Source organism: Mesorhizobium sp. INR15, assembly GCF_015500075.1.
GTDB lineage: Bacteria > Pseudomonadota > Alphaproteobacteria > Rhizobiales > Rhizobiaceae > Mesorhizobium.
Genome location: NZ_CP045497.1, coordinates 37,171 through 54,086, shown reverse-complemented (window position 1 = coordinate 54,086; position 16,916 = coordinate 37,171). Strand labels below are relative to the sequence as shown.

General features: G+C 58.6%; 20 protein-coding genes and 2 pseudogenes. 15 read left to right on the top strand and 7 right to left on the bottom strand.

The genetic code is table 11. The features are described from left to right. Window positions 1-74: 74 nt before the first annotated feature. From GA829_RS32560 to fsa, 4 genes are all read right to left on the bottom strand, one after another. Window positions 75-257 (bottom strand): hypothetical protein, encoded by a 183-nt coding sequence (locus tag GA829_RS32560; RefSeq protein WP_195179957.1) that lies wholly within the window; start codon window positions 255-257, stop codon window positions 75-77. A 204-nt stretch (window positions 258-461) separates the two neighbouring features. After that, window positions 462-755 (bottom strand): hypothetical protein, encoded by a 294-nt coding sequence (locus GA829_RS32555; protein WP_195179956.1) that lies wholly within the window; start codon window positions 753-755, stop codon window positions 462-464. A gap of 80 nt (window positions 756-835) precedes the next feature. After that, window positions 836-2,371 carry an FAD-dependent oxidoreductase gene (locus GA829_RS32550; RefSeq protein WP_195179955.1) on the bottom strand — a complete coding sequence of 512 codons (1,536 nt, stop codon included), beginning with the start codon at window positions 2,369-2,371 and terminating at the stop codon, window positions 836-838. Between the two features lie 252 nt (window positions 2,372-2,623). Next, a complete protein-coding gene (fsa, locus tag GA829_RS32545) occupies window positions 2,624-3,280 on the bottom strand; it encodes a fructose-6-phosphate aldolase (RefSeq protein ID WP_195179954.1) in 657 nt (218 codons plus the stop codon). Between the two features lie 281 nt (window positions 3,281-3,561). Here fsa and GA829_RS32540 point away from each other — a divergent pair, with 281 nt between their 5' ends. The 3 genes from GA829_RS32540 (at window position 3,562) to GA829_RS32530 (ending at window position 4,923) form a co-directional block, all read left to right on the top strand. Continuing rightward, window positions 3,562-4,083, top strand: coding sequence for a group III truncated hemoglobin (locus tag GA829_RS32540; protein WP_308462354.1), 522 nt, complete (start codon window positions 3,562-3,564; stop codon window positions 4,081-4,083). Between the two features lie 61 nt (window positions 4,084-4,144). Continuing rightward, on the top strand, window positions 4,145-4,606 hold the full coding sequence (locus tag GA829_RS32535) for an RrF2 family transcriptional regulator (protein WP_195179953.1): 462 nt from the start codon (window positions 4,145-4,147) through the stop codon (window positions 4,604-4,606). 173 nt (window positions 4,607-4,779) lie between these two features. Next, on the top strand, window positions 4,780-4,923 hold the full coding sequence (locus GA829_RS32530) for a hypothetical protein (protein WP_195179952.1): 144 nt from the start codon (window positions 4,780-4,782) through the stop codon (window positions 4,921-4,923). Between the two features lie 24 nt (window positions 4,924-4,947). Here the strand turns inward: GA829_RS32530 and GA829_RS32525 are convergent, their stop codons facing one another. Beyond that, the gene (locus tag GA829_RS32525; protein WP_195179951.1) at window positions 4,948-6,744 is read right to left on the bottom strand and encodes a chloride channel protein; all 1,797 of its coding nucleotides are present in this window, start codon (window positions 6,742-6,744) and stop codon (window positions 4,948-4,950) included. A gap of 144 nt (window positions 6,745-6,888) precedes the next feature. Between GA829_RS32525 and GA829_RS32520 the strand changes: the two genes are divergently transcribed. From GA829_RS32520 to GA829_RS32510, 3 genes and pseudogenes are all read left to right on the top strand, one after another. Further along, on the top strand, window positions 6,889-7,341 hold the full coding sequence (locus GA829_RS32520; protein ID WP_195179950.1) for a MarR family winged helix-turn-helix transcriptional regulator: 453 nt from the start codon (window positions 6,889-6,891) through the stop codon (window positions 7,339-7,341). 32 nt (window positions 7,342-7,373) lie between these two features. After that, window positions 7,374-7,619, top strand: a complete 246-nt coding sequence (locus tag GA829_RS32515; RefSeq protein WP_195179949.1) for a DUF982 domain-containing protein — start codon at window positions 7,374-7,376, stop codon at window positions 7,617-7,619. Between the two features lie 43 nt (window positions 7,620-7,662). Further along, window positions 7,663-8,127 (top strand): annotated as a pseudogene (locus GA829_RS32510) (hypothetical protein); the annotation flags it as partial. A gap of 1 nt (window position 8,128) precedes the next feature. On the opposite strand, the pseudogene GA829_RS32505 reads toward GA829_RS32510, so the two are convergent. Next, window positions 8,129-8,690, bottom strand: a pseudogene (locus tag GA829_RS32505) (carbonic anhydrase). A gap of 787 nt (window positions 8,691-9,477) precedes the next feature. Here GA829_RS32505 and GA829_RS32500 point away from each other — a divergent pair. The 9 genes from GA829_RS32500 (at window position 9,478) to GA829_RS32460 (ending at window position 15,742) form a co-directional block, all read left to right on the top strand. Beyond that, window positions 9,478-9,759 (top strand): DUF982 domain-containing protein, encoded by a 282-nt coding sequence (locus tag GA829_RS32500; protein ID WP_258052389.1) that lies wholly within the window; start codon window positions 9,478-9,480, stop codon window positions 9,757-9,759. Window positions 9,760-10,525: 766 nt separating this feature from the next. Beyond that, on the top strand, window positions 10,526-11,032 hold the full coding sequence (locus GA829_RS32495; RefSeq protein WP_195179948.1) for a YciE/YciF ferroxidase family protein: 507 nt from the start codon (window positions 10,526-10,528) through the stop codon (window positions 11,030-11,032). 81 nt (window positions 11,033-11,113) lie between these two features. After that, complete coding sequence (locus GA829_RS32490) at window positions 11,114-11,521, top strand: low affinity iron permease family protein (RefSeq protein ID WP_195179947.1); 408 nt, start codon at window positions 11,114-11,116, stop codon at window positions 11,519-11,521. 239 nt (window positions 11,522-11,760) lie between these two features. Next, window positions 11,761-11,925, top strand: a complete 165-nt coding sequence (locus GA829_RS32485; RefSeq protein ID WP_195179946.1) for a hypothetical protein — start codon at window positions 11,761-11,763, stop codon at window positions 11,923-11,925. A gap of 98 nt (window positions 11,926-12,023) precedes the next feature. Then, complete coding sequence (locus GA829_RS32480; protein ID WP_195179945.1) at window positions 12,024-12,590, top strand: hypothetical protein; 567 nt, start codon at window positions 12,024-12,026, stop codon at window positions 12,588-12,590. Beyond that, window positions 12,587-12,982, top strand: a complete 396-nt coding sequence (locus GA829_RS32475) for a phage holin family protein (RefSeq protein ID WP_195179944.1) — start codon at window positions 12,587-12,589, stop codon at window positions 12,980-12,982. The genes GA829_RS32480 and GA829_RS32475 overlap by 4 nt, the downstream gene beginning before the upstream one ends. Then, a complete protein-coding gene (locus GA829_RS32470) occupies window positions 12,979-13,866 on the top strand; it encodes a hypothetical protein (RefSeq protein WP_195179943.1) in 888 nt (295 codons plus the stop codon). Before GA829_RS32475 ends, GA829_RS32470 begins: the two co-directional genes overlap by 4 nt. Window positions 13,867-13,914: 48 nt before the next feature. After that, window positions 13,915-14,790, top strand: coding sequence for a YihY/virulence factor BrkB family protein (locus GA829_RS32465; protein ID WP_195179942.1), 876 nt, complete (start codon window positions 13,915-13,917; stop codon window positions 14,788-14,790). A gap of 103 nt (window positions 14,791-14,893) precedes the next feature. Next, on the top strand, window positions 14,894-15,742 hold the full coding sequence (locus GA829_RS32460) for a PRC-barrel domain-containing protein (protein ID WP_195179941.1): 849 nt from the start codon (window positions 14,894-14,896) through the stop codon (window positions 15,740-15,742). 226 nt (window positions 15,743-15,968) lie between these two features. Here GA829_RS32460 and GA829_RS32455 read toward each other — a convergent pair. Further along, window positions 15,969-16,726 (bottom strand): IS5 family transposase gene (locus GA829_RS32455; RefSeq protein ID WP_195179940.1). Its coding sequence is split into 2 segments (ribosomal slippage): window positions 15,969-16,387 and window positions 16,387-16,726, totalling 759 coding nucleotides; the frame shifts between segments, so codons are not numbered across the junction. Window positions 16,727-16,916 lie beyond the last annotated feature (190 nt).

Sequence of the window (16,916 nt, the reverse complement as noted above, 5' to 3'; positions counted from 1 at the left end):
AACCCGAAGCGCCGGACGGCCTGCGCGGTTTTGCCAGCTTTTGGCAATGCACTTCCACTATCTGCGTATCACGATCAATTCGACATGACGCGGTTCAGTCGATCATTTTCAAGCAGCGAGCGGGTAGCCCCGCTGAAAATCCACTCGAGACCTATCAGGCGCGCATCGAAGCGCTGGGCCAGATCGACACCGAGCTTGATAACAGGGGCGACCATACCGTCGATGCCGAGATTGAGGACGATTGACTTGTAGCCCATTGGGCTTTCCTTCCATGGGTTGAGATAATGCCGGTTCGGCCAAGGGGAAAACGCCAACAGACGTCCTGCCCGCGAAACGCGGTTTCACAATGCAGCCACCCTCAAGAGCCGGAGGTCTGCCGCGCAACGTTTCAAAAAACTTGATGGCGAAAGATCACTGTAGCGAGAAGTGCGCCGGCCGGCGCGATCGTGAAGGTAGCCGCCCTACTCGAACATAATCTGAGCGGTACCTCTTTTGGCGATCAACGTTCTCCGAGTCTCCTGGATCCGCTCAGCCTGTTGTTTGGTATAGGGGCCCATCGGCCGGGTCTTTTCATCGCCGCGACGGACCCGGCAGTACCAGTGGCCGCTGTCCGAGAAGATTTCGACCGAGGTCGGCGTCTCATCCGACGCTTCCCCGGCAACCTCCCTGGCGAACTGAACGATCTTTGAACAATGAGCGGGCGCAACCGGGCGCAAACCGTTGGTAGTTTCAAGTTCCTGTTGCGTAGTGGACATAGTTTCGAACTCCTTTCGCTCACGACGACACACCGCTCCGCTATGCTGGTTGCGCTCTCTCCGGTGTCCAAGAGCGTCTGCTAGGTCGCCATTCGGTGCTCCATTTCCACCTCGGCCTCCAGACTTTCGATGTCGCGGAAGATCGAAGCGACAGCCAGCGTGCGCCCTTCGCGCTTAAAGCGCAGTAGGCAATCCTTGGCTGAGATGTCACCATCGACCGCGATCTCATCCCATTGCTCAGCATGGCCGACATAGTTGATGGGAACATCGTAGTGCTGGCTCCAGAAGAACGGCACGGCGTCGAATTTCTCGCGATAGCCGAGCATGTTGAGTGCTGCAGTTCGCCCTTGCCTCTCTGCAACCACCCAATGCTCGACCCGAATGTTCTCGCCGCTGTGAGAATCTGGCCACCGCGCAATGTCGCCTGCCGCGAAGATCCCTGGCTCGCTCGTTTCCAGAAAGGCGTCCACAACAACGCCGTGGTCAACGACCAACCCCGCCGTTTCGGCAAGTCTGATCCGCGGCCGCACGCCGATGCCGACGACGATGAAATCCGCCGTCAACGTACCGCCACTGCTGAGTTTCACCTTGCTGCCATCGATGCTGTTCGCGGTGTCCTCAAGATGGAAAACAACGCCGTTCTCCTCATGGAGGGCGCGGATGAAGGCGCCTATTTGCGGCCCCAGGACGCGCTCCATGGGCCGTTTATCTGGCGCCACGACATGAACGTCGATGCCACGCGAGCGCAGAGCAGCGGCAACTTCCAGGCCGATGAAGCTGGCGCCAAGCACAATGGCGCGCCGCGCAGCCGTGGCACGCTCGATGATCGCCTTGCAGTCTGCGAATGAGCGCAGCGTGTGGACGTGTGGCTGGTCGGCGCCGGGGATGGTTAGTCGAACCGGTTCAGCCCCGGTCGCAAGCAGCAGCCTGTGGTAGGGAATCCTGCCTTCATCCGCGAGGACAACCTCGCGGGAACGCAGGTCGAGGTCAACGGCCTTCGCATTGAGACGCAGGTCGATGTTGTTTTTCGAATAGAATTTCTTCCCGCGGAGCGGGATCCAGTCCTCCGGTGCCTTTCCGGCGAGATAATCCTTGGAGAGGTTCGGTCGGTCGACGGGCGGCGCTTGGTCATCGCTGATCATGACGATGCTGCCCTGGTATTGCTCGCGCCGCAGTGTTTCGGCGGCTGCGAAACCAGCTGCGCCGCCGCCGACAATAACGATTTTCCCAGGAATCTGGCCAGAGCTTCCGTCGCGCGGCTTTGGCGCCGTCCACTTGCGCTTCTCGCCCACGAATATCCGATCGTCGCGCTGTTCCACCGACCAGCAAGCGAGTGGATTGAAGGCAGGCGCGTGCAAGGCCTCGCCCGTGCGCAAATCGAAGCACGCGTGATGCCAGGGACAACGGACAGTATCCCCCACCAGAAGACCTTCGACGAGGGGTCCGCCGTAATGTGTGCATGTCGCCGCGGTGGCGAAGACCTCGTTCCCTCGGCGCACCAGCAACACCTGCTCGTCGCCCCAATTGCCGACAAGCTTTCCGCCATCGGGAAGGTCGGACAACGCGATGCCCTGGACCAGATCCGGTCCGGCTGATTTGGTATGACCTTCAGCCATTTTCTTCTCCCTTGGCGATCCTGTGTCAAAATCGCTCGTACGGCGAAGCGGCAATCGCCACTGCGTCGGGATATCTTCTGCCTGGCTAGTGCGCCTTCAGATTCTCAGCACCACTTGCGCCAAACGTCACGCATTGGGCTGAGTGGTTTTCACACTCCAGTTTCCGGCCATCCCCGGTATCATGCAAACGAATTTAATCGGTAATTGAGTACAATTTTTTGATGGCTTCCTCAGCGATTCCACGGCGGGCAATTACAGGATCGCTTGCCCCGTCTTATTCCAGTCGGAGAGAAAGGACTCGAGGCCCCTGTCGGTGAGTGGGTGTTTGGCGAGGTTCCTGAGCACCGCCGGTGGCACGGTCGCGATATCGGCGCCTGCGATCGCAGCCTGTTTGACATGGAGAGGGGTGCGCATTGAAGACGCGAGGATTTGCGTCTTGAAGGATTTGTCGTTGTCGTAGATCGTGCGGATTTCTCGGATCACTTCCATGCCATCCAGCCCGAGATCGTCGAGCCTGCCGACGAACGGCGAAATGAAGGTCGCGCCTGCCTTGGCTGCGAGCAGTGCCTGGTTGGCTGAAAAGCACAGTGTGACGTTGACCTTGTGCCCGAGTTGACTGAGCGCCCGGCAAGCTCTGAATCCATCCCAGGTCGACGGCATCTTGACCGCCACATTGGCGGCAATGCTGGCCAAACGCTCTCCCTCGGCTATCATGCCATCGAACTGGATCGCCGTGACTTCCGCTGAGACCGGGCCCTCGACTGTCTGGCAAATCTCCTTGATCACATCCCTGATCGGTCGACCAGTCTTTGCAATAAGGGATGGGTTTGTGGTCACCCCATCGACAACGCCAGCCGCGGCAAGCTCGCGAATTTCAGAAATATCGGCTGTATCGACAAAGAACTTCATTGTTTTTCCTCAACTGAATGCGCCATCGATGATTGGATGAATTTTCTTTGGTTTGGTTTCACGATCGTCTTTCCTAAAACATAGATTGACAATGTATGTTTTAATTGAGATGCTTACTCGAGCCCGAGCCAAGGCACCATGAGAATGCAAGCCATCGATCCTCATCCCAAAACGCGGCTGCAAGGATGCGCACTTTCGGAGGTGCTGCGGACGAGGCAATCCATTCGTATCGACAGTCGGACAGCACTCTTAAGGAACCCGTACCGTCGGCAGGATGGATTGTGCCTGACGACGATGCCAAAAGCCGCCTTGGCCTTGCGGAAATGGGAACGCGCATTATGAGCGGGAATAGTCGCAGCAAGAGAACGATCATCGTCGACGGCGTCCCGTTGCCGGATGTGCTTGACGAGACCATGATCCATGGTGTGGTTCACGGCTTTTATGATGAAATTCGCTGCGATGAACTTCTCGGCCCCATCTTCCACCAGAGAATACAGCCCGACGAGTGGCCGCGTCATTTGGCAAAGATGTGTGACTTCTGGTCCGCGACGCTGCTGCGAACGGCCCGATATGAAGGGCGGCCTCTGCCACCACATCTCGCGATAGCCGGCCTCGGCGAGGTGCATTTCCGGCGTTGGTTGAAGTTGTTTCGCGCCACGGTGCATCGCATCTGTGCGCCCGAGGTTGCGGCGCTGTTCATGGATCGCGCGCTGCGCATCGCTCACAGCTTTCGTCTCGCGGTCGCCTTCAGTCGCGGAGAGACCACGATAGGCATCGAACCGATTGCCGAGAAAGACCTGTGATGCCGAATTGGTTTGTGAGTGGTTCCCATAACAGCCCGCTAATCCAAGAGAGGAACCGCCCGTGAGGCTGACCAACTTCTCGGACTATGCTTTGAGGATGCTGATGTACGCGGCCTCCGCTGGCGATCGCCTGATCACGATCGAGGAGACTGCCCGCACCTTTAAGGTGTCGAAGACACACCTCAACAAAGTCGCCAATACACTGACGCGCGGCGGCTACCTGAAGGCGGTCCGCGGCCGTTCCGGCGGCCTTGTTCTGGGGCTCCGGCCTGAGATGATTCGGATCGGCGATGTCATACGGCTGACCGAGCCGGATTTCGCGGTTGTGGAGTGCTTTGCCACCGGAAACCAATGTGTGCTCACCGGCTCCTGCAAGCTTTCAAACATGTTTGGCGAAGCGATAGCCTCCTTCCAGAGCATCCTCGATCGTTACACGTTGGCCGATGTCGCACTGATGCCTCAACATTTCCTCGGCAGGCCGTCACCACCCCAAGCTTCCGGCGCGGCGCGAGGCGGTGGGTAAAGGTCGACGCCTCTTTACGATCAGAGACAAAATGTTTCGTCGCGCAGGATCAAGAGCGGCACCATCTCGTCGCCGGATCAATTTGAGGACAGGGCAGACGGCCGTCACAGTCACCTACGCAGGCGTTGCCCCTTACCGGACGCATTCCGATTTTTCTCGCACGGAGACGAGCTATGCCTGAACCAAAGAAAAGCGATAAGCCGATAACAAAGCAGTTTGAGTCTGGTATCGACTCGGACAACAGCCTGCTGCCGATGCTGATCGGCGGCCTTGTCCTGATCGTCATCGGCGCGGTCGTCGTTATGATGTTTGTCTGAACTGAGTTTTTGATGCACACGCCATCATTCGGCGACGCCATCCCCATTCCTGCGGCGGCGACCGAAGCCCAGCAAGGTCGAGCGATCCCGTTCCTCGGCCTGTTTCCGGGACCGGACACGCATCAGGTCCTTCCAGCCGACATAACCGACCAGCTGGGCGTCTTCACGCGCAACGACCGGCAGGTGAGACACATTGGCGGTCAGCAGCTTGTCGGACAGGCCTTCGAGATATTCGTCGGGATAGGCCAGCGTGACCTTGCTCCCAGCCAGCAGTTCGCCGAGCGCCGTGGTGCGATGCTTGCCGGCGCGCCGCCAGCGCAAGATCGCCGGCGGGTCGATGAGGCCGATCACATGCCCCTGCGCATTCACCACGGGAAAACTAGGATGCCGCGTCTCGGGCGCGGTCAGGAACGCCGCGGCGCCATGCAGCGTCATCGTCGCCGGCACGCTCTCGACCTTATTCGTCATCACTTCGCGCACCCTGGTCAAGGCGAACGGATCGACACGATACTCGCGGACCAGGTGATGCCCCCTTCTGGCAATCTTTTCGGTCAAGATCGACCGCTTCATCAACAGCACGGTGACTGCGTGCGCTGTCGCGCAGGCTGCGATCAGTGGCAGCAGGACGTGAGTGTTGCCGGTCAGCTCGACCGCGAAGAAGGTGGCGGTGAGCGGCGCGCGCATCGTCCCTCCCATGGTCGCGGCCATCGCCAGCAGCGCCCAAAATCCCGGGTCGGCGGCGGGGAGAAATCCCGCAAGGACCGCCCCCATGGCCCCACCCATGATCAGCAGCGGCGCCAGCACACCACCCGATGTCCCCGACCCCAGCGCCACCGACCAGATGACGGCTTTCACCACCAGGAGCATGAGCGCGGCAGTGGCGATAGTGCGGCCATCCAGCATGTTCGCGATGTTGTCATAGCCGACGCCGAGCGCCTGCGGCTCGATCAAACCGCCTAGGCCGACCACCAGGCCGCCGAGCATCGGCCACCACATCCAATGAATAGGCAGCTTCTGAAAACCATCCTCGCAGGCATAGACCATCTGCGTGAGCAATCCTGACAGAAGGCCGGCGGCAATACCGACCAAAACCCAGCCGCCAAGGCCGACAAAGGAGACCTCCATGCCGCCCTGAAACGGAAAGATCGGCCCAGGCAAATGCAGCATGGTGCGTTCGACTTCGGCAATGATGGCCGCAACCGCCACCGGAATGAAGCTGCGCGGCGTCCATTCGAAAAGCAGCAGCTCGACCGCCAGCATGATGGCGGCGATCGGCGTTCCGAACACGGTGGTCATGCCGGCTGCCGCGCCCGCCACCAGCAGCGTCTTGCGCTCATTGTCGCTCACCGGCAGCATCTGCGCGATCAGCGAGCCGATGGCGCCGCCGGTCATGATGATCGGGCCCTCGGCGCCGAAGGGTCCGCCGGTGCCAATCGAGATTGCGGACGATAGCGGCTTCAGGATTGCCACCTTGGCATCAAGCCGCGACCGCCCGAGCAGGATCGCCTCGATGGCTTCAGGAATGCCATGGCCCCGGATCTTCTCGCTGCCGAAGCGCGCCATAATGCCGATGATCAGCGCGCCGATCACCGGAACGATCACCGCAGCGTAGCCAAGCGGCGTATCCTGGAGCTTGAGATTGGCAAGCGTGAACTGGCCAAAATAGGCGATGTTGGTGGCGAGCCGGATCAGTTTCAATAGGGCGATGCCCGCGAATACGGCTGCAGTCCCAACCACAACGGCAATGGTGGCTATGGTGAGCACTCTGGCATCGGTCGTGAAATCACGGAGATGGTCGGGATTGGCGCGATGGGGCTTCATGGTGGGCTTTGCTTCCTGGCGGCGTGCGGTATCTCGGAAATGAGGCGCTGGCGAAGGTGCCCGCCGGCTTTGTCGACTTGCTCTGTATCGTAACACGATGTAAATATTCAAGCGCGTTTTTTGACTCTTACCGGAAAGGCATCGATGTCAGACACACCGGATCCATACAGGCGCCGTTCAACAATCGGGCAAACCGACTACCAACGGCTCTCCGAGTTTCGCTATCTGATCCGCCGCTTCCTCGAATTCAGCCAGATCCAGGCGGAAGACGCAGGCCTGACCACGCGCCAGCATCAGGCGCTGCTGGCGATCAAAGGCTTTCCGGGCGGCGGACCGGTGACGATCGGCGATCTGGCGGAACGTCTGCGCATCCGCCACCACAGCGCCGTGGAACTCGTCAACCGTCTTTGCGAAGCAGGGCTTGTAACAAGGGATCAGGACAAGGACGACCACCGCCGCGTTCTCTTGCGTCCGACCGAACGCGCCGACGACTGTCTCGCCGATCTGTCAGCCGCGCATCTCGACGAGCTTTCACGGATCGAACCCATGCTCAGAAGCGTGCTTGCGCGGAAGGACGGTCATGTATCTCCGAAGTAATCTAAGTTACTTCAGATGAGCGAGGCTATGCTATGTACAACGCGTGGTTTTCTAAGCCAGTTCCAGTTTCCATCGGCATCACCGGCGGCATTCGAAACCTGTCCAACGCTGAACAAGCTGTCGAGCTTCTTACCGCTCACTGGCGAGATGGAGGAAGCGCCAAACATCGGGCTGCGCTGCGGGCCTGTCGCCAAGCCATGAACGGTGGGATTTCAGCCGACGTCGCAAGAGATGCTTTCGTCGAAGCTGCGCGGGAGGCTCGCATTCTTGTCGAGTGAAATGATCCGATCTTCCGGACGATGTTGCGTTAATTCGGTCAGAAAAATGGGCGCCTTTCTGTCTCCGCTCGGCATGCCATGCCAGTCGCCGCCCTGGGGCTACGTCGCCTGCGTCGACCTGACCACCGGCAAGGTCGTCTACAAGCATGTCAACGGCACCGTGCGCGACCTGTCGCCGATCCTTCTGCCATTCGAAATGGGGGTGCCCGGTATCGGCGGTCCGATCGTGGCCTTTCTCAATGGCACACTCGACTATTATATCCGCGGCTATGACCTGAAGACCGCCGCTGAAATCTGGCGCGACGGTTGCCTGCGGGCGGCCAGGCGACGCCGACGACCTACAGGGGCGCCGACGGACGGGCAGTACCTTGTCGTGGTTGCCGGCAAGGAGAGGAGCGTCAGGACGGAGAGCTGGGGAGAAGCCAAGCAGGCGTCAGGTTGCCGCTGGTTTGAAATTTCGCGCTGTCTGCCTGCTAAGATCGTGGCCACGAACGGGTACGTGCCCTAGCTCAGCGAATCCAGATATCCTGGTTGCTGGCTATGGTACAGTTCAAGTCATAGGGCAAACCGTCCTTCAATCCATATATCCAACCATGGATTGATACGTTCTTATTTGACCTCCATGCCGCATGCAGGATCGGCGTGCGCGCAAGACGTTTCACTTGGGAAGCGACTGAGCATTCGCAGAGCCGGCCAAGATCCTTGTCGCTCCCGATACCACACTTTCGGGATTCGAATGCGGCCTCGGCAACATCTTTGATTGGCTGCAGCGCAGCCATAGTGCCCGCAAACGATGATGTGCTGCACGCCGAGTTGATTTACAGCATATTCGACCACGGAGAGCATATTCAGATCGGTGGGATGAATGAGATTGGCGACGTTGCGATGCACAAAAACCTCGCCGGGTTCCAACCCGGCAATCACATTGGCTGGTACGCGACTATCAGAGCAGCCGATCCACAGATATTCAGGATTTTGCAAATTCGAAAGACGTTGAAAGTAGTCGGACCTTTCGGCTTTACGTTCGTCTGACCACATTTTGTTGCGGACAAAGAGGTCTTCAATCAACATTAAGTCCGGCTGGGCTTTGGCTTGCTTGCAGCGACGTGTGAAAAGTCAGCGGCCCTAACCTTTCCGTATCGCCTCGAACTTCAGCCTAGCGGACCCCATTTTCGCGATCAACATCCTGCGGGCATCCTGGATCTGTTCGGCCTGGTGTTTTGTATACGGACCCATCGGTCGCGTCTTCACACCTCCTCGACAAACCTGGCAATACCACCTGCCATTGTCGCAGAAGATTTCCACCGAGGTGTCTACCTCAGCAGGCTCACCCTTGGCCGCCTCACTCGTGAACTTGATTATCTTTGAATGATTCTGAGCAGGCGAGACCGCATATAGACTTTTGGTGACGCTTTCTTGATTCGGTGCTGGGGACATGGGTGGCTCCTTTCCTATGCACTCGGTTCGCGATCCGCGATTGCATGCATTGGCGACTAAGGCCGAAGTTCCGCGCTGCGCGGCCAACTGGGCTACAGGGGTTCGGTCCCGACGGTAAGTGCGCCACCTAGCGTGCGCCCTTTGCATCTGGAAGGCAACAGACAGTCATGGCGGGAATATCCCCTCGACAGCGATCTTGCCCTCAACTTCTATCGAGTAACAAACTGCGTCGTCTTCCGAAAAAGGAGATATTCCGCGATCAGAGTCGCAAGGAAATGGGTGAATTCGCTCCGTTGTTCCAGGCAACGCCTACTTACTGCCTTTTCCGGCGCGCCCGCTCTCAAACGCGCCGCTGAATTCCCACAGCTTGGGTTCACGCAAGGGTGATGCCTGTCGATGAAACTTCACCCGACGAGGCGCGTTGTGGGAGTTCATCCAGTTCGAGGCGGCCCACCCCATGTATGATGCGTGGTTTTCCAAGCCAATATCTGTTGCCACCGGCATAAGCGGCGACATTCGAAACCTTAACAACGCTCGGCAAGCCTTTGACCTGCTCAACGATCATTGGCGGAGCGGAGAAAGCGACAAGCACCGATCCGCGAAACGGGCATGCCAGCAGGCCTTGAACGGCAGTGTTTCAGCTGACGTCGCGAGAGATGCGTTCATCGACGCCGCGCGGGAAGCGCACATGCTGGTCGAGTGATTTGCGCTTCCGACATAGGATTTGGTTAGGGCCGTCGAATTTCGCCCGTCCAAATGGGCCGTCACGCTAGCGAGGTCGCATATCGAGGAAACCCCCTTGTGGCTTGTTCGGGTCGCTCCCCTTCCCTGCGCCGCGGATCAGCTCTCCTAGTTTCTCCCGGTTTTGGTACGCCAGAATACCGAGCAACCCGACTGCCAGTCTTCCGAGATTCGCCATGATCATTCCTCCTGGTTGCTACTCAAAAGTCGGAGAGAGCATGGAAGTTCCCCCATCGGGCATGAATTTGGTGTCTGCCGCAAGATGTGGGCCCGCGCTGCACGAACTCGCCAATAATGACGTGAAGTACGGGGCGCGTCCGACAGCTGGTGGATGCATAAGCGTATTGGGGCAAGTCTGTGGCACCCCTGACTTTTTGGGACTCTCGCAGATCGACCATGACGGCCCCGCCGTGTCCACTCCCACCAACACAGGCTTCGGCTCGAAGTTCATCAAGCAGGGTGTCGAGGTGGGAAGGTCTTGCTTGAATACGGTTCGAAATACGGTTCGACAGGACTGTCCTGGCGCCGCTCGACAAGTCATCGACCGGTCTCCACCGATATTGATACCGCAATCTGAGACAGCCGCATATCAACCTGGAACAAATCGAGCTGCGGAAAATTGAATGGAGGGGCGGCGCGACGCCCCGCGCACATTCACGTCACGACCGCGTATCGGCTCGCAAAGCGCATGCCGAATACGCGACGTCTCCAATCAGAAGGGAAAGAACATGGCTGCCCAATCCAAGACGAAAGGCCTCCAGGAGCTGTTTCACGATACTTTAAAAGACATCTATTTTGCGGAAAAAAAGATCCTGGCGACCTTGCCGAAAATGGTCAAAGCCGCCCAGAGCTCCGATCTGAAAGCCGCCTTTGAAAAGCATCGTGCTCAAACAGAAGAACACGTTGCGCGGCTCGAGGAGGTGTTCGCGCTGACCGACAAGAAGCCCGTCGGCAAGACGTGCGCCGCCATCATGGGCATCACCGAGGAAGGCGCCGAGATCATGAAGGACTATAAGGGCGCCCCTGCCCTCGACGCGGGCCTTCTGGCCGCCGCACAGGCCGTGGAGCATTATGAAATCTCCCGCTATGGTACTTTGCGGACCTGGGCCACGGAGCTTGGGATGACCGAAGCGGCGAACCTGCTGCAAATGACGCTCAGTGAAGAGGAAGAGACTGACGCAGCGTTGACGGTACTCGCTGAATCGGCGGTCAACCTCGCGGCCGAAGCAGCCTAACACGGACAGAAATTACCCTGAGATTCTGTTCTGTCGGGCCCGGCAGACGAACGCCAGGGTTCGTTAACGGACAGCATCATCATGGAAAAGACGTTCAACACCCTTGCCGGTGCAGTGGCGCGTGCGACAGGTCGGCCTTGGGCATTTGCTCTTTGCGTTGCGTTGGTGGTTATTTGGGCGGTGTCTGGCCCGTTCTTTGGGTATTCAGAAACCTGGCAGCTGGTGATCAACACCAGCACCACGATCATCACGTTCCTGATGGTGTTCCTGATCCAGAACACGCAGAACCGCGACGGTGCCGCGATCCAGGCCAAACTTGATGAAATTATCCTGTCGGGACAAGGCGAAAATGATTTCATCGGTATCGAGCATCTGACCGAAGCTGAGGTAGAAGCTTTCCGAACGCTGTGCGCGAACGCCAAGAAAGCTGGCGGCAATCGACAACAAAAATCGGTGCGCAAATCCAGCCGCAAGCCCGCCAACGACTAGACAGTTACTATCCCCTAGCTTTGGTGCGGGGGTAACGACCGAGACCGATCAAATTGTTCGAATAGCCCTCCTATGATCGTCGCAGCCTTTCCTAAGGATAAGGCGAGGTGCTGCGAGCCCACGGCGTAGCGCGAGATGATCAGCCTCAGTTCGCTATTGCACAAGAGCTCCGCGCAGCGATAGTCGCGTAGCTTGTCCTCGGGGGGTGGAACTGCGCGATGATAAGGAGCGTAGCCTGGATGGGCTTGGTCAGCATTGCTCCGGAGACGCAGAAATTGAATGAGGCAAACGTAGCATCAAATCCTTCCTGGCCGGTGATTACGCAACACCTGAAAATAGCGAATTTGACATGGAACGTCTTGGGCACCGGCAAGTTCCTGGTGCTGGAGGAACATGCACCATGAACAGCGTAATTTATCTGGTCGGACTGGTTGTCGTCGTGCTTGCGATTCTTTCGTTCCTAGGCCTGCACTGAGTGCGGCCACGACCGTGGGAGAATGACATGCAGGACACACCAGGCAAACGGACAGAGAATATGAATTCATCTGCTCCAGATCACAGCGTTTCCGACATCGTGGACGTTGCCGGCAAAAAAGTGACGGCTGCACTTGCCGAGGCAAAGCAGGGTCTTTCTGACAAAGTAGGCGATGTCACTTCGGAAGGCCAGGAGGCTCTGGCTGATAAGGCGGAGGCCGTGCAGAATGATCTTAGCAGCGCTATTGCAGCATTTGGTGGCGCCGTTCGCGCGGCGAGCCAACATCTCGCCAACAGCGACCAGCGAGGCGCGTCCCGGTTCGCCCTTGATGCAGCGGGCGGATTGGAGCGCATGGCTGCATCGCTGAAAGACAAACCTTTCAGCGATGTTTTGAGCGAAATAAGGGCTTTTGGCGCGCAAAACCCCGGCGTCCTGGTCGGCGGGTCTGTGGTGGCCGGCCTTGCGTTGGGACGTTTCATAAAGAGTTCTTCGCCAACAGGATTTTCGGAGCACGATAGACGAGACAGTACATCATTCGATCCCGAGTCAATGGGCCGGAAATCGGCGAACTCCGCGCAGGAGCCGGATCAATGACCCCGGGGAGCGACGACCGGAGCCTGATGACGCTCATCAGTGACCTATCCCAGCAGGTGACTACCCTGCTCCAGACAGAGGGGCGATTGCTGCGTACGGAATTGTACGAGAAGGCCGCCCAGGCCGGCGCCGGGGCGATCGAGGTTCTCGGTGGCGCAATCTGCCTTTTGGCGGCGCTTCTGGTTTTGCTGCAGGCTTTGGTGATCGCGTTGGCAAAAGCTGGCTTGGGGGCCGGTTGGTCTTCGCTGCTGGTCGGCGTCATCGTGGCGGTTCTGGGCGTAATTCTCGTCCGCAATGGCAGCGCGAGCATGAAAGCTTCAGAACTCACTCCCGACCGTACAACCGGCCAGCTTAAGCGCGATGCCGGCATGATCAAGGATCAAGTCAAATGACAGAAAAAACCTCGGCCGAACTCGAGCATGATGCGGAGTTGGCCCGCGCGAAAGTCTCCGAGACCGCTGATTCGATCCGAAACAAAATGACGCCCGGCCAGTTGATTGATGAATTCTCCGGCATGTTCACCGGAGACAGCGGATCCTTGCTGACCACCCTTAAAGGCCAAGTCCAGGGAAATCCCTTGCCGGTGGCACTTGTCGGCATTGGACTGGCCTGGTTGATGGCTGGCCAAAAGGCCGCCCCCTCCGTCAGCGAAGTTCCAGCAGCGCGGGCGCCATTAGCCCCGGATACCCGCGACGCTTTCAACTATTCAGAACGACTGCGCGGTGGAGCCGACACCTCTGGAGGGCTGGCCGGTACTCTTGCCGACGCTGCGACAAAAGTCGGATCGATTGTCAGCGATGCCACCGAAGGTATTACGTCGACAGCATCAGACGCAGCGCATCAGCTTTCTGAAAAGGCAAAAAGCGTTAGCAACGCAGCATCTGATCCGGCCATCAAGGCCGCTGGAGCCGCTGCCGACCTGCTGCGTCAAGAGCCGTTGATACTGGCTGCTCTCGGTTTGGCATTCGGAACCGCGGTCGGTGCTCTCCTCCCGCATACCGACTTCGAGGACCAGCAGGTCGGCCCGACCAGTGAAAAGCTGCGCGATCAGGCGAACCAGCTCTTCGAGCAAGGCGTCGAAGGCGCCAAGGACGTGGCTGCGCAAGCCTATCAAACCGTCAAGGACGAAGCCGACAAGCAGGGCCTCGGTGGGGACGGCGGAGATATCGTCGACAAGGTCACGCAAGTGGCGAAGGCCGCGGCTTCAAAAACCGAAAAAGCCGTCCGCGAAAAGCTCCAGGACGTCTCGGATAAGTTGCCCGGTACCGACGCTTAAGAGAAGACACGCTCGCCGCACAACTTGCAGAGGCTTCAGGCAATGCACATGCTGAACGAAGCCTGGCGGTTGATCAGGGAGAGCGTATCGGGATTTATCGACGACAATGCTCTCAGCCATGCGGCTGCCATGGCGTTCTTCGCGGTCACGTCGCTCGGTCCTATATTGCTGCTGATCGTGGCCGTTGCCGGTTTGGCATTTGGACACGATGCCTCAATGAACGCGGTCGCAGACCAACTGACGGGATTGATGGGGCGGCAAAGTGCCGAGGTGCTGCAAAGTGCTCTCAAAAGCGCATCGAACCCGTCTTCGGGCATCATAGCCACGATCGTTGGGCTGTTCATGCTGCTCCTGACGGCGTCCGGGGTATTTGGGGAGATGCAGTCTTCCCTGAACATCATTTGGAAGACCAAACCTCAGGGAAGCTCGGTCTCGCGCCTCGTCCGGGCGCGCACCGCGAGCCTTGGCCTTGTGATTGCATTAGGCTTCCTGTTGATGGTTTCTCTTGCGGCAAGCGCGGCGATCACGGCGTTGAGCGCAGGTATCAACCAGGTGCTACCGTTCGGCGCGCAGATCATTGCAGTGATAAACGAGCTGATTTCTTATGGGCTGATCGCCCTGCTCTTCGCAGCAATCTACAAAGTCCTGCCTGACCGGGATTTGGAATGGCGCGACGTCTGGGTCGGTGCTCTCGTCACCGCCGCGCTGTTCACGGCAGGCAAGAGCCTGATTGGTTGGTATATCGGCAGCAGCGCTGTCGGCTCATCTTTCGGGGCGGCCAGTGCCCTGATCATCGTTCTCTTATGGGTCTATTATTCTTCCCTGATCTTCCTGCTCGGCGCCGAGTTCACCCGCGCCTATTCGCTGGAGCACGGCAGCCATCAAAACAGCAATCTCAGGTCGAGCGTCGACCAGAAGAAGTGATCAGCTCTATTGGCGATTACAAGGAACCGGATCGGGTCCGCGAAGTTGACTAACAGTACCCCGCAACGGCCCACGAGGCCCGATTAGAATCAGGAGATCACTTATGATCCGCACTCTTTTAGCATCCACCGCGCTGGTGGCGTTTGTTTCGATCTCCAGTGGCGCCTATGCTGCCCAGCCGGCTTCGGCCGGACAGGTTCAGGCCACCTCGGGACATCTGGCATCCAACATTATCGGCAAAAAGGTTTACAACGGCACAGCTGACAATGCTGATAATGTCGGCTCGGTTGACGACCTCCTGATCGGCGACAACGGCGCCGTTGATTCAATTGTCGTCAGCGTTGGCGGCTTCCTCGGGATGGGGGAAAAGGACGTCGCGGTCCCCTACAACTCGGTGAAATGGGCTGAGAAGAATGGTGATCGCTGGCTGGTCATCAATGGCACGGCGGACGATCTCAAGGCGCAGGCCAGTTTCGACCGCAAGGCCTATGATATGGTGCCTGCCAGCGCCGCTACCACCGCCCCCGCCGATACCACCGGCATGGCGGCTGCCCCGGCTGCTGACAACACCACCGCCCCGGCAGCGACCACGGCAATGGCGGCGACCGACAAAGCGTCGATGACCCCTGTCGACCCAGGCAACATTCGGACCCAGGAGCTCGTCGGCACCACTGTTTATGGCGCGAACGACGCGGATGTCGGTGAGATTGGAGACGTAGTCCTGACTAAGGATGGCAAGGTTGACGCCTTGATCATCAATGTCGGTGGATTCCTTGGGATGGGTGAAAAGGAAGTGGCCATCGGCATGGATAAGCTCTCGTTCATGGCCGACAAAAATGGCAAGCATTATCTTTACACCAATTTTACCAAGGACCAGCTCAAGGCTCAGCCGGCTTACGACAAAAGCACGTGGGCGGATAAGCGTGACAACCAGCGCCTGATCGTGCAGTAAAACAAGCGCCTTATTCGAGGGACCGCTCGGTGCTCCATGAGCGGTCCTTTTACTACGAGAGTCATTGCGGTCGTCTTTATAAATGGCGTCATCTGGCTCTGGTATTAGCGGCCTGCAAGATTTGCTTGGTCGAACCGTGATCAATATATCTGATCGGTGGTCAATCTCGCGACGAATGGGAGCACATTGTCGCCCTGCCGTGAAGCGCGCGTCCTAGGGTCCGGACTCATAACCAATAGCTGACGGTCGCTGCGATGCAGATTGCGGCGAGGAAGTTGACGGCAAGGCGGTCGTATCGTGTAGCGATCCTGCGGAAGTCCTTGAGGCGGCAGAACATGCGTTCGATGGCATTTCGGTCGCGGTAGAGTACGGGCGAGAAGCAGTTTTTCCAGCGCCGGTTGGCCTTTGGTGGAATGTTCGGCATCGTGCCGCGGGCCTCGATCTGGCGGCGGATCGCATCGGAATCATAACCCTTGTCGGCATGTAGGATGCGGGTGTCCGGCAGATGTTTCAGAAGCTCGCCTCCCGCCGTGCAATCAGCGACCTGGCCGCCGGTGAGCATGAAGGCAATCGGGCGACAATAGCGGTCGGTCAGGGCATGGATTTTGGTCGTGCGGCCGCCCCGCGAGCGCCCGATGGCCTGATTTTGCTCCCCCCTTTACCGCCCGAAGCTGAGCGATGCGCCTTCACGGCGGAAGAGTCTATCAGAACCTGCTCGGGCGGACCGCCGGCACTGGCAAGCGCGTGAAAGAGATCGCTCCACACGCCTTTGGCGGCCCAGCGGACATACCGATTGTAGAGCGTTTTGCGCGGCCCGTAGTCCGGCGGCGCATCGACCCAGCGCCCGCCAGACTTCAGCACATGAACAATGCCGCTGATCACGCGCCGGTCGTCGACCCGTTCCTTGCCGCGCGTGTCGGTCGGCAAATGAGGTTCAATGCGGCGAAACTGCTCTTCTGTCAGCCAGAAATGGTCCCGATTCATCACGTCTCCCTTTCAGAATCCGTGAATCACAAACCACAAGCGATGCCAACACCTTTATGGGTCCGGGCCCTAGAATGGCCTCCGTTGTGCTTGCGGCCAACCGGGGAACTCCGGGCGCCAGGCAAACGTGCGCATGGTGACGACGTTGCCGGCCTGCACGGAAAGCCACGCCTCTCCAGCATTCCGGCAG

Coding starts and splice junctions, on each gene's coding strand:
- fsa (WP_195179954.1), bottom strand. CDS start 3,280: ATGAAGTTCTTTGTCGATACAGCCGATATTTCTGAAATTCGCGAGCTT.
- GA829_RS32550 (WP_195179955.1), bottom strand. CDS start 2,371: ATGGCTGAAGGTCATACCAAATCAGCCGGACCGGATCTGGTCCAGGGC.
- GA829_RS32525 (WP_195179951.1), bottom strand. CDS start 6,744: ATGAAGCCCCATCGCGCCAATCCCGACCATCTCCGTGATTTCACGACC.
- GA829_RS32460 (WP_195179941.1), top strand. CDS start 14,894: ATGATCCGCACTCTTTTAGCATCCACCGCGCTGGTGGCGTTTGTTTCG.
- GA829_RS32490 (WP_195179947.1), top strand. CDS start 11,114: ATGGAAAAGACGTTCAACACCCTTGCCGGTGCAGTGGCGCGTGCGACA.
- GA829_RS32530 (WP_195179952.1), top strand. CDS start 4,780: ATGCCTGAACCAAAGAAAAGCGATAAGCCGATAACAAAGCAGTTTGAG.
- GA829_RS32515 (WP_195179949.1), top strand. CDS start 7,374: ATGTACAACGCGTGGTTTTCTAAGCCAGTTCCAGTTTCCATCGGCATC.
- GA829_RS32495 (WP_195179948.1), top strand. CDS start 10,526: ATGGCTGCCCAATCCAAGACGAAAGGCCTCCAGGAGCTGTTTCACGAT.
- GA829_RS32480 (WP_195179945.1), top strand. CDS start 12,024: ATGCAGGACACACCAGGCAAACGGACAGAGAATATGAATTCATCTGCT.
- GA829_RS32465 (WP_195179942.1), top strand. CDS start 13,915: ATGCTGAACGAAGCCTGGCGGTTGATCAGGGAGAGCGTATCGGGATTT.
- GA829_RS32475 (WP_195179944.1), top strand. CDS start 12,587: ATGACCCCGGGGAGCGACGACCGGAGCCTGATGACGCTCATCAGTGAC.
- GA829_RS32470 (WP_195179943.1), top strand. CDS start 12,979: ATGACAGAAAAAACCTCGGCCGAACTCGAGCATGATGCGGAGTTGGCC.
- GA829_RS32560 (WP_195179957.1), bottom strand. CDS start 257: ATGGGCTACAAGTCAATCGTCCTCAATCTCGGCATCGACGGTATGGTC.
- GA829_RS32555 (WP_195179956.1), bottom strand. CDS start 755: ATGTCCACTACGCAACAGGAACTTGAAACTACCAACGGTTTGCGCCCG.
- GA829_RS32485 (WP_195179946.1), top strand. CDS start 11,761: ATGGGCTTGGTCAGCATTGCTCCGGAGACGCAGAAATTGAATGAGGCA.
- GA829_RS32520 (WP_195179950.1), top strand. CDS start 6,889: ATGTCAGACACACCGGATCCATACAGGCGCCGTTCAACAATCGGGCAA.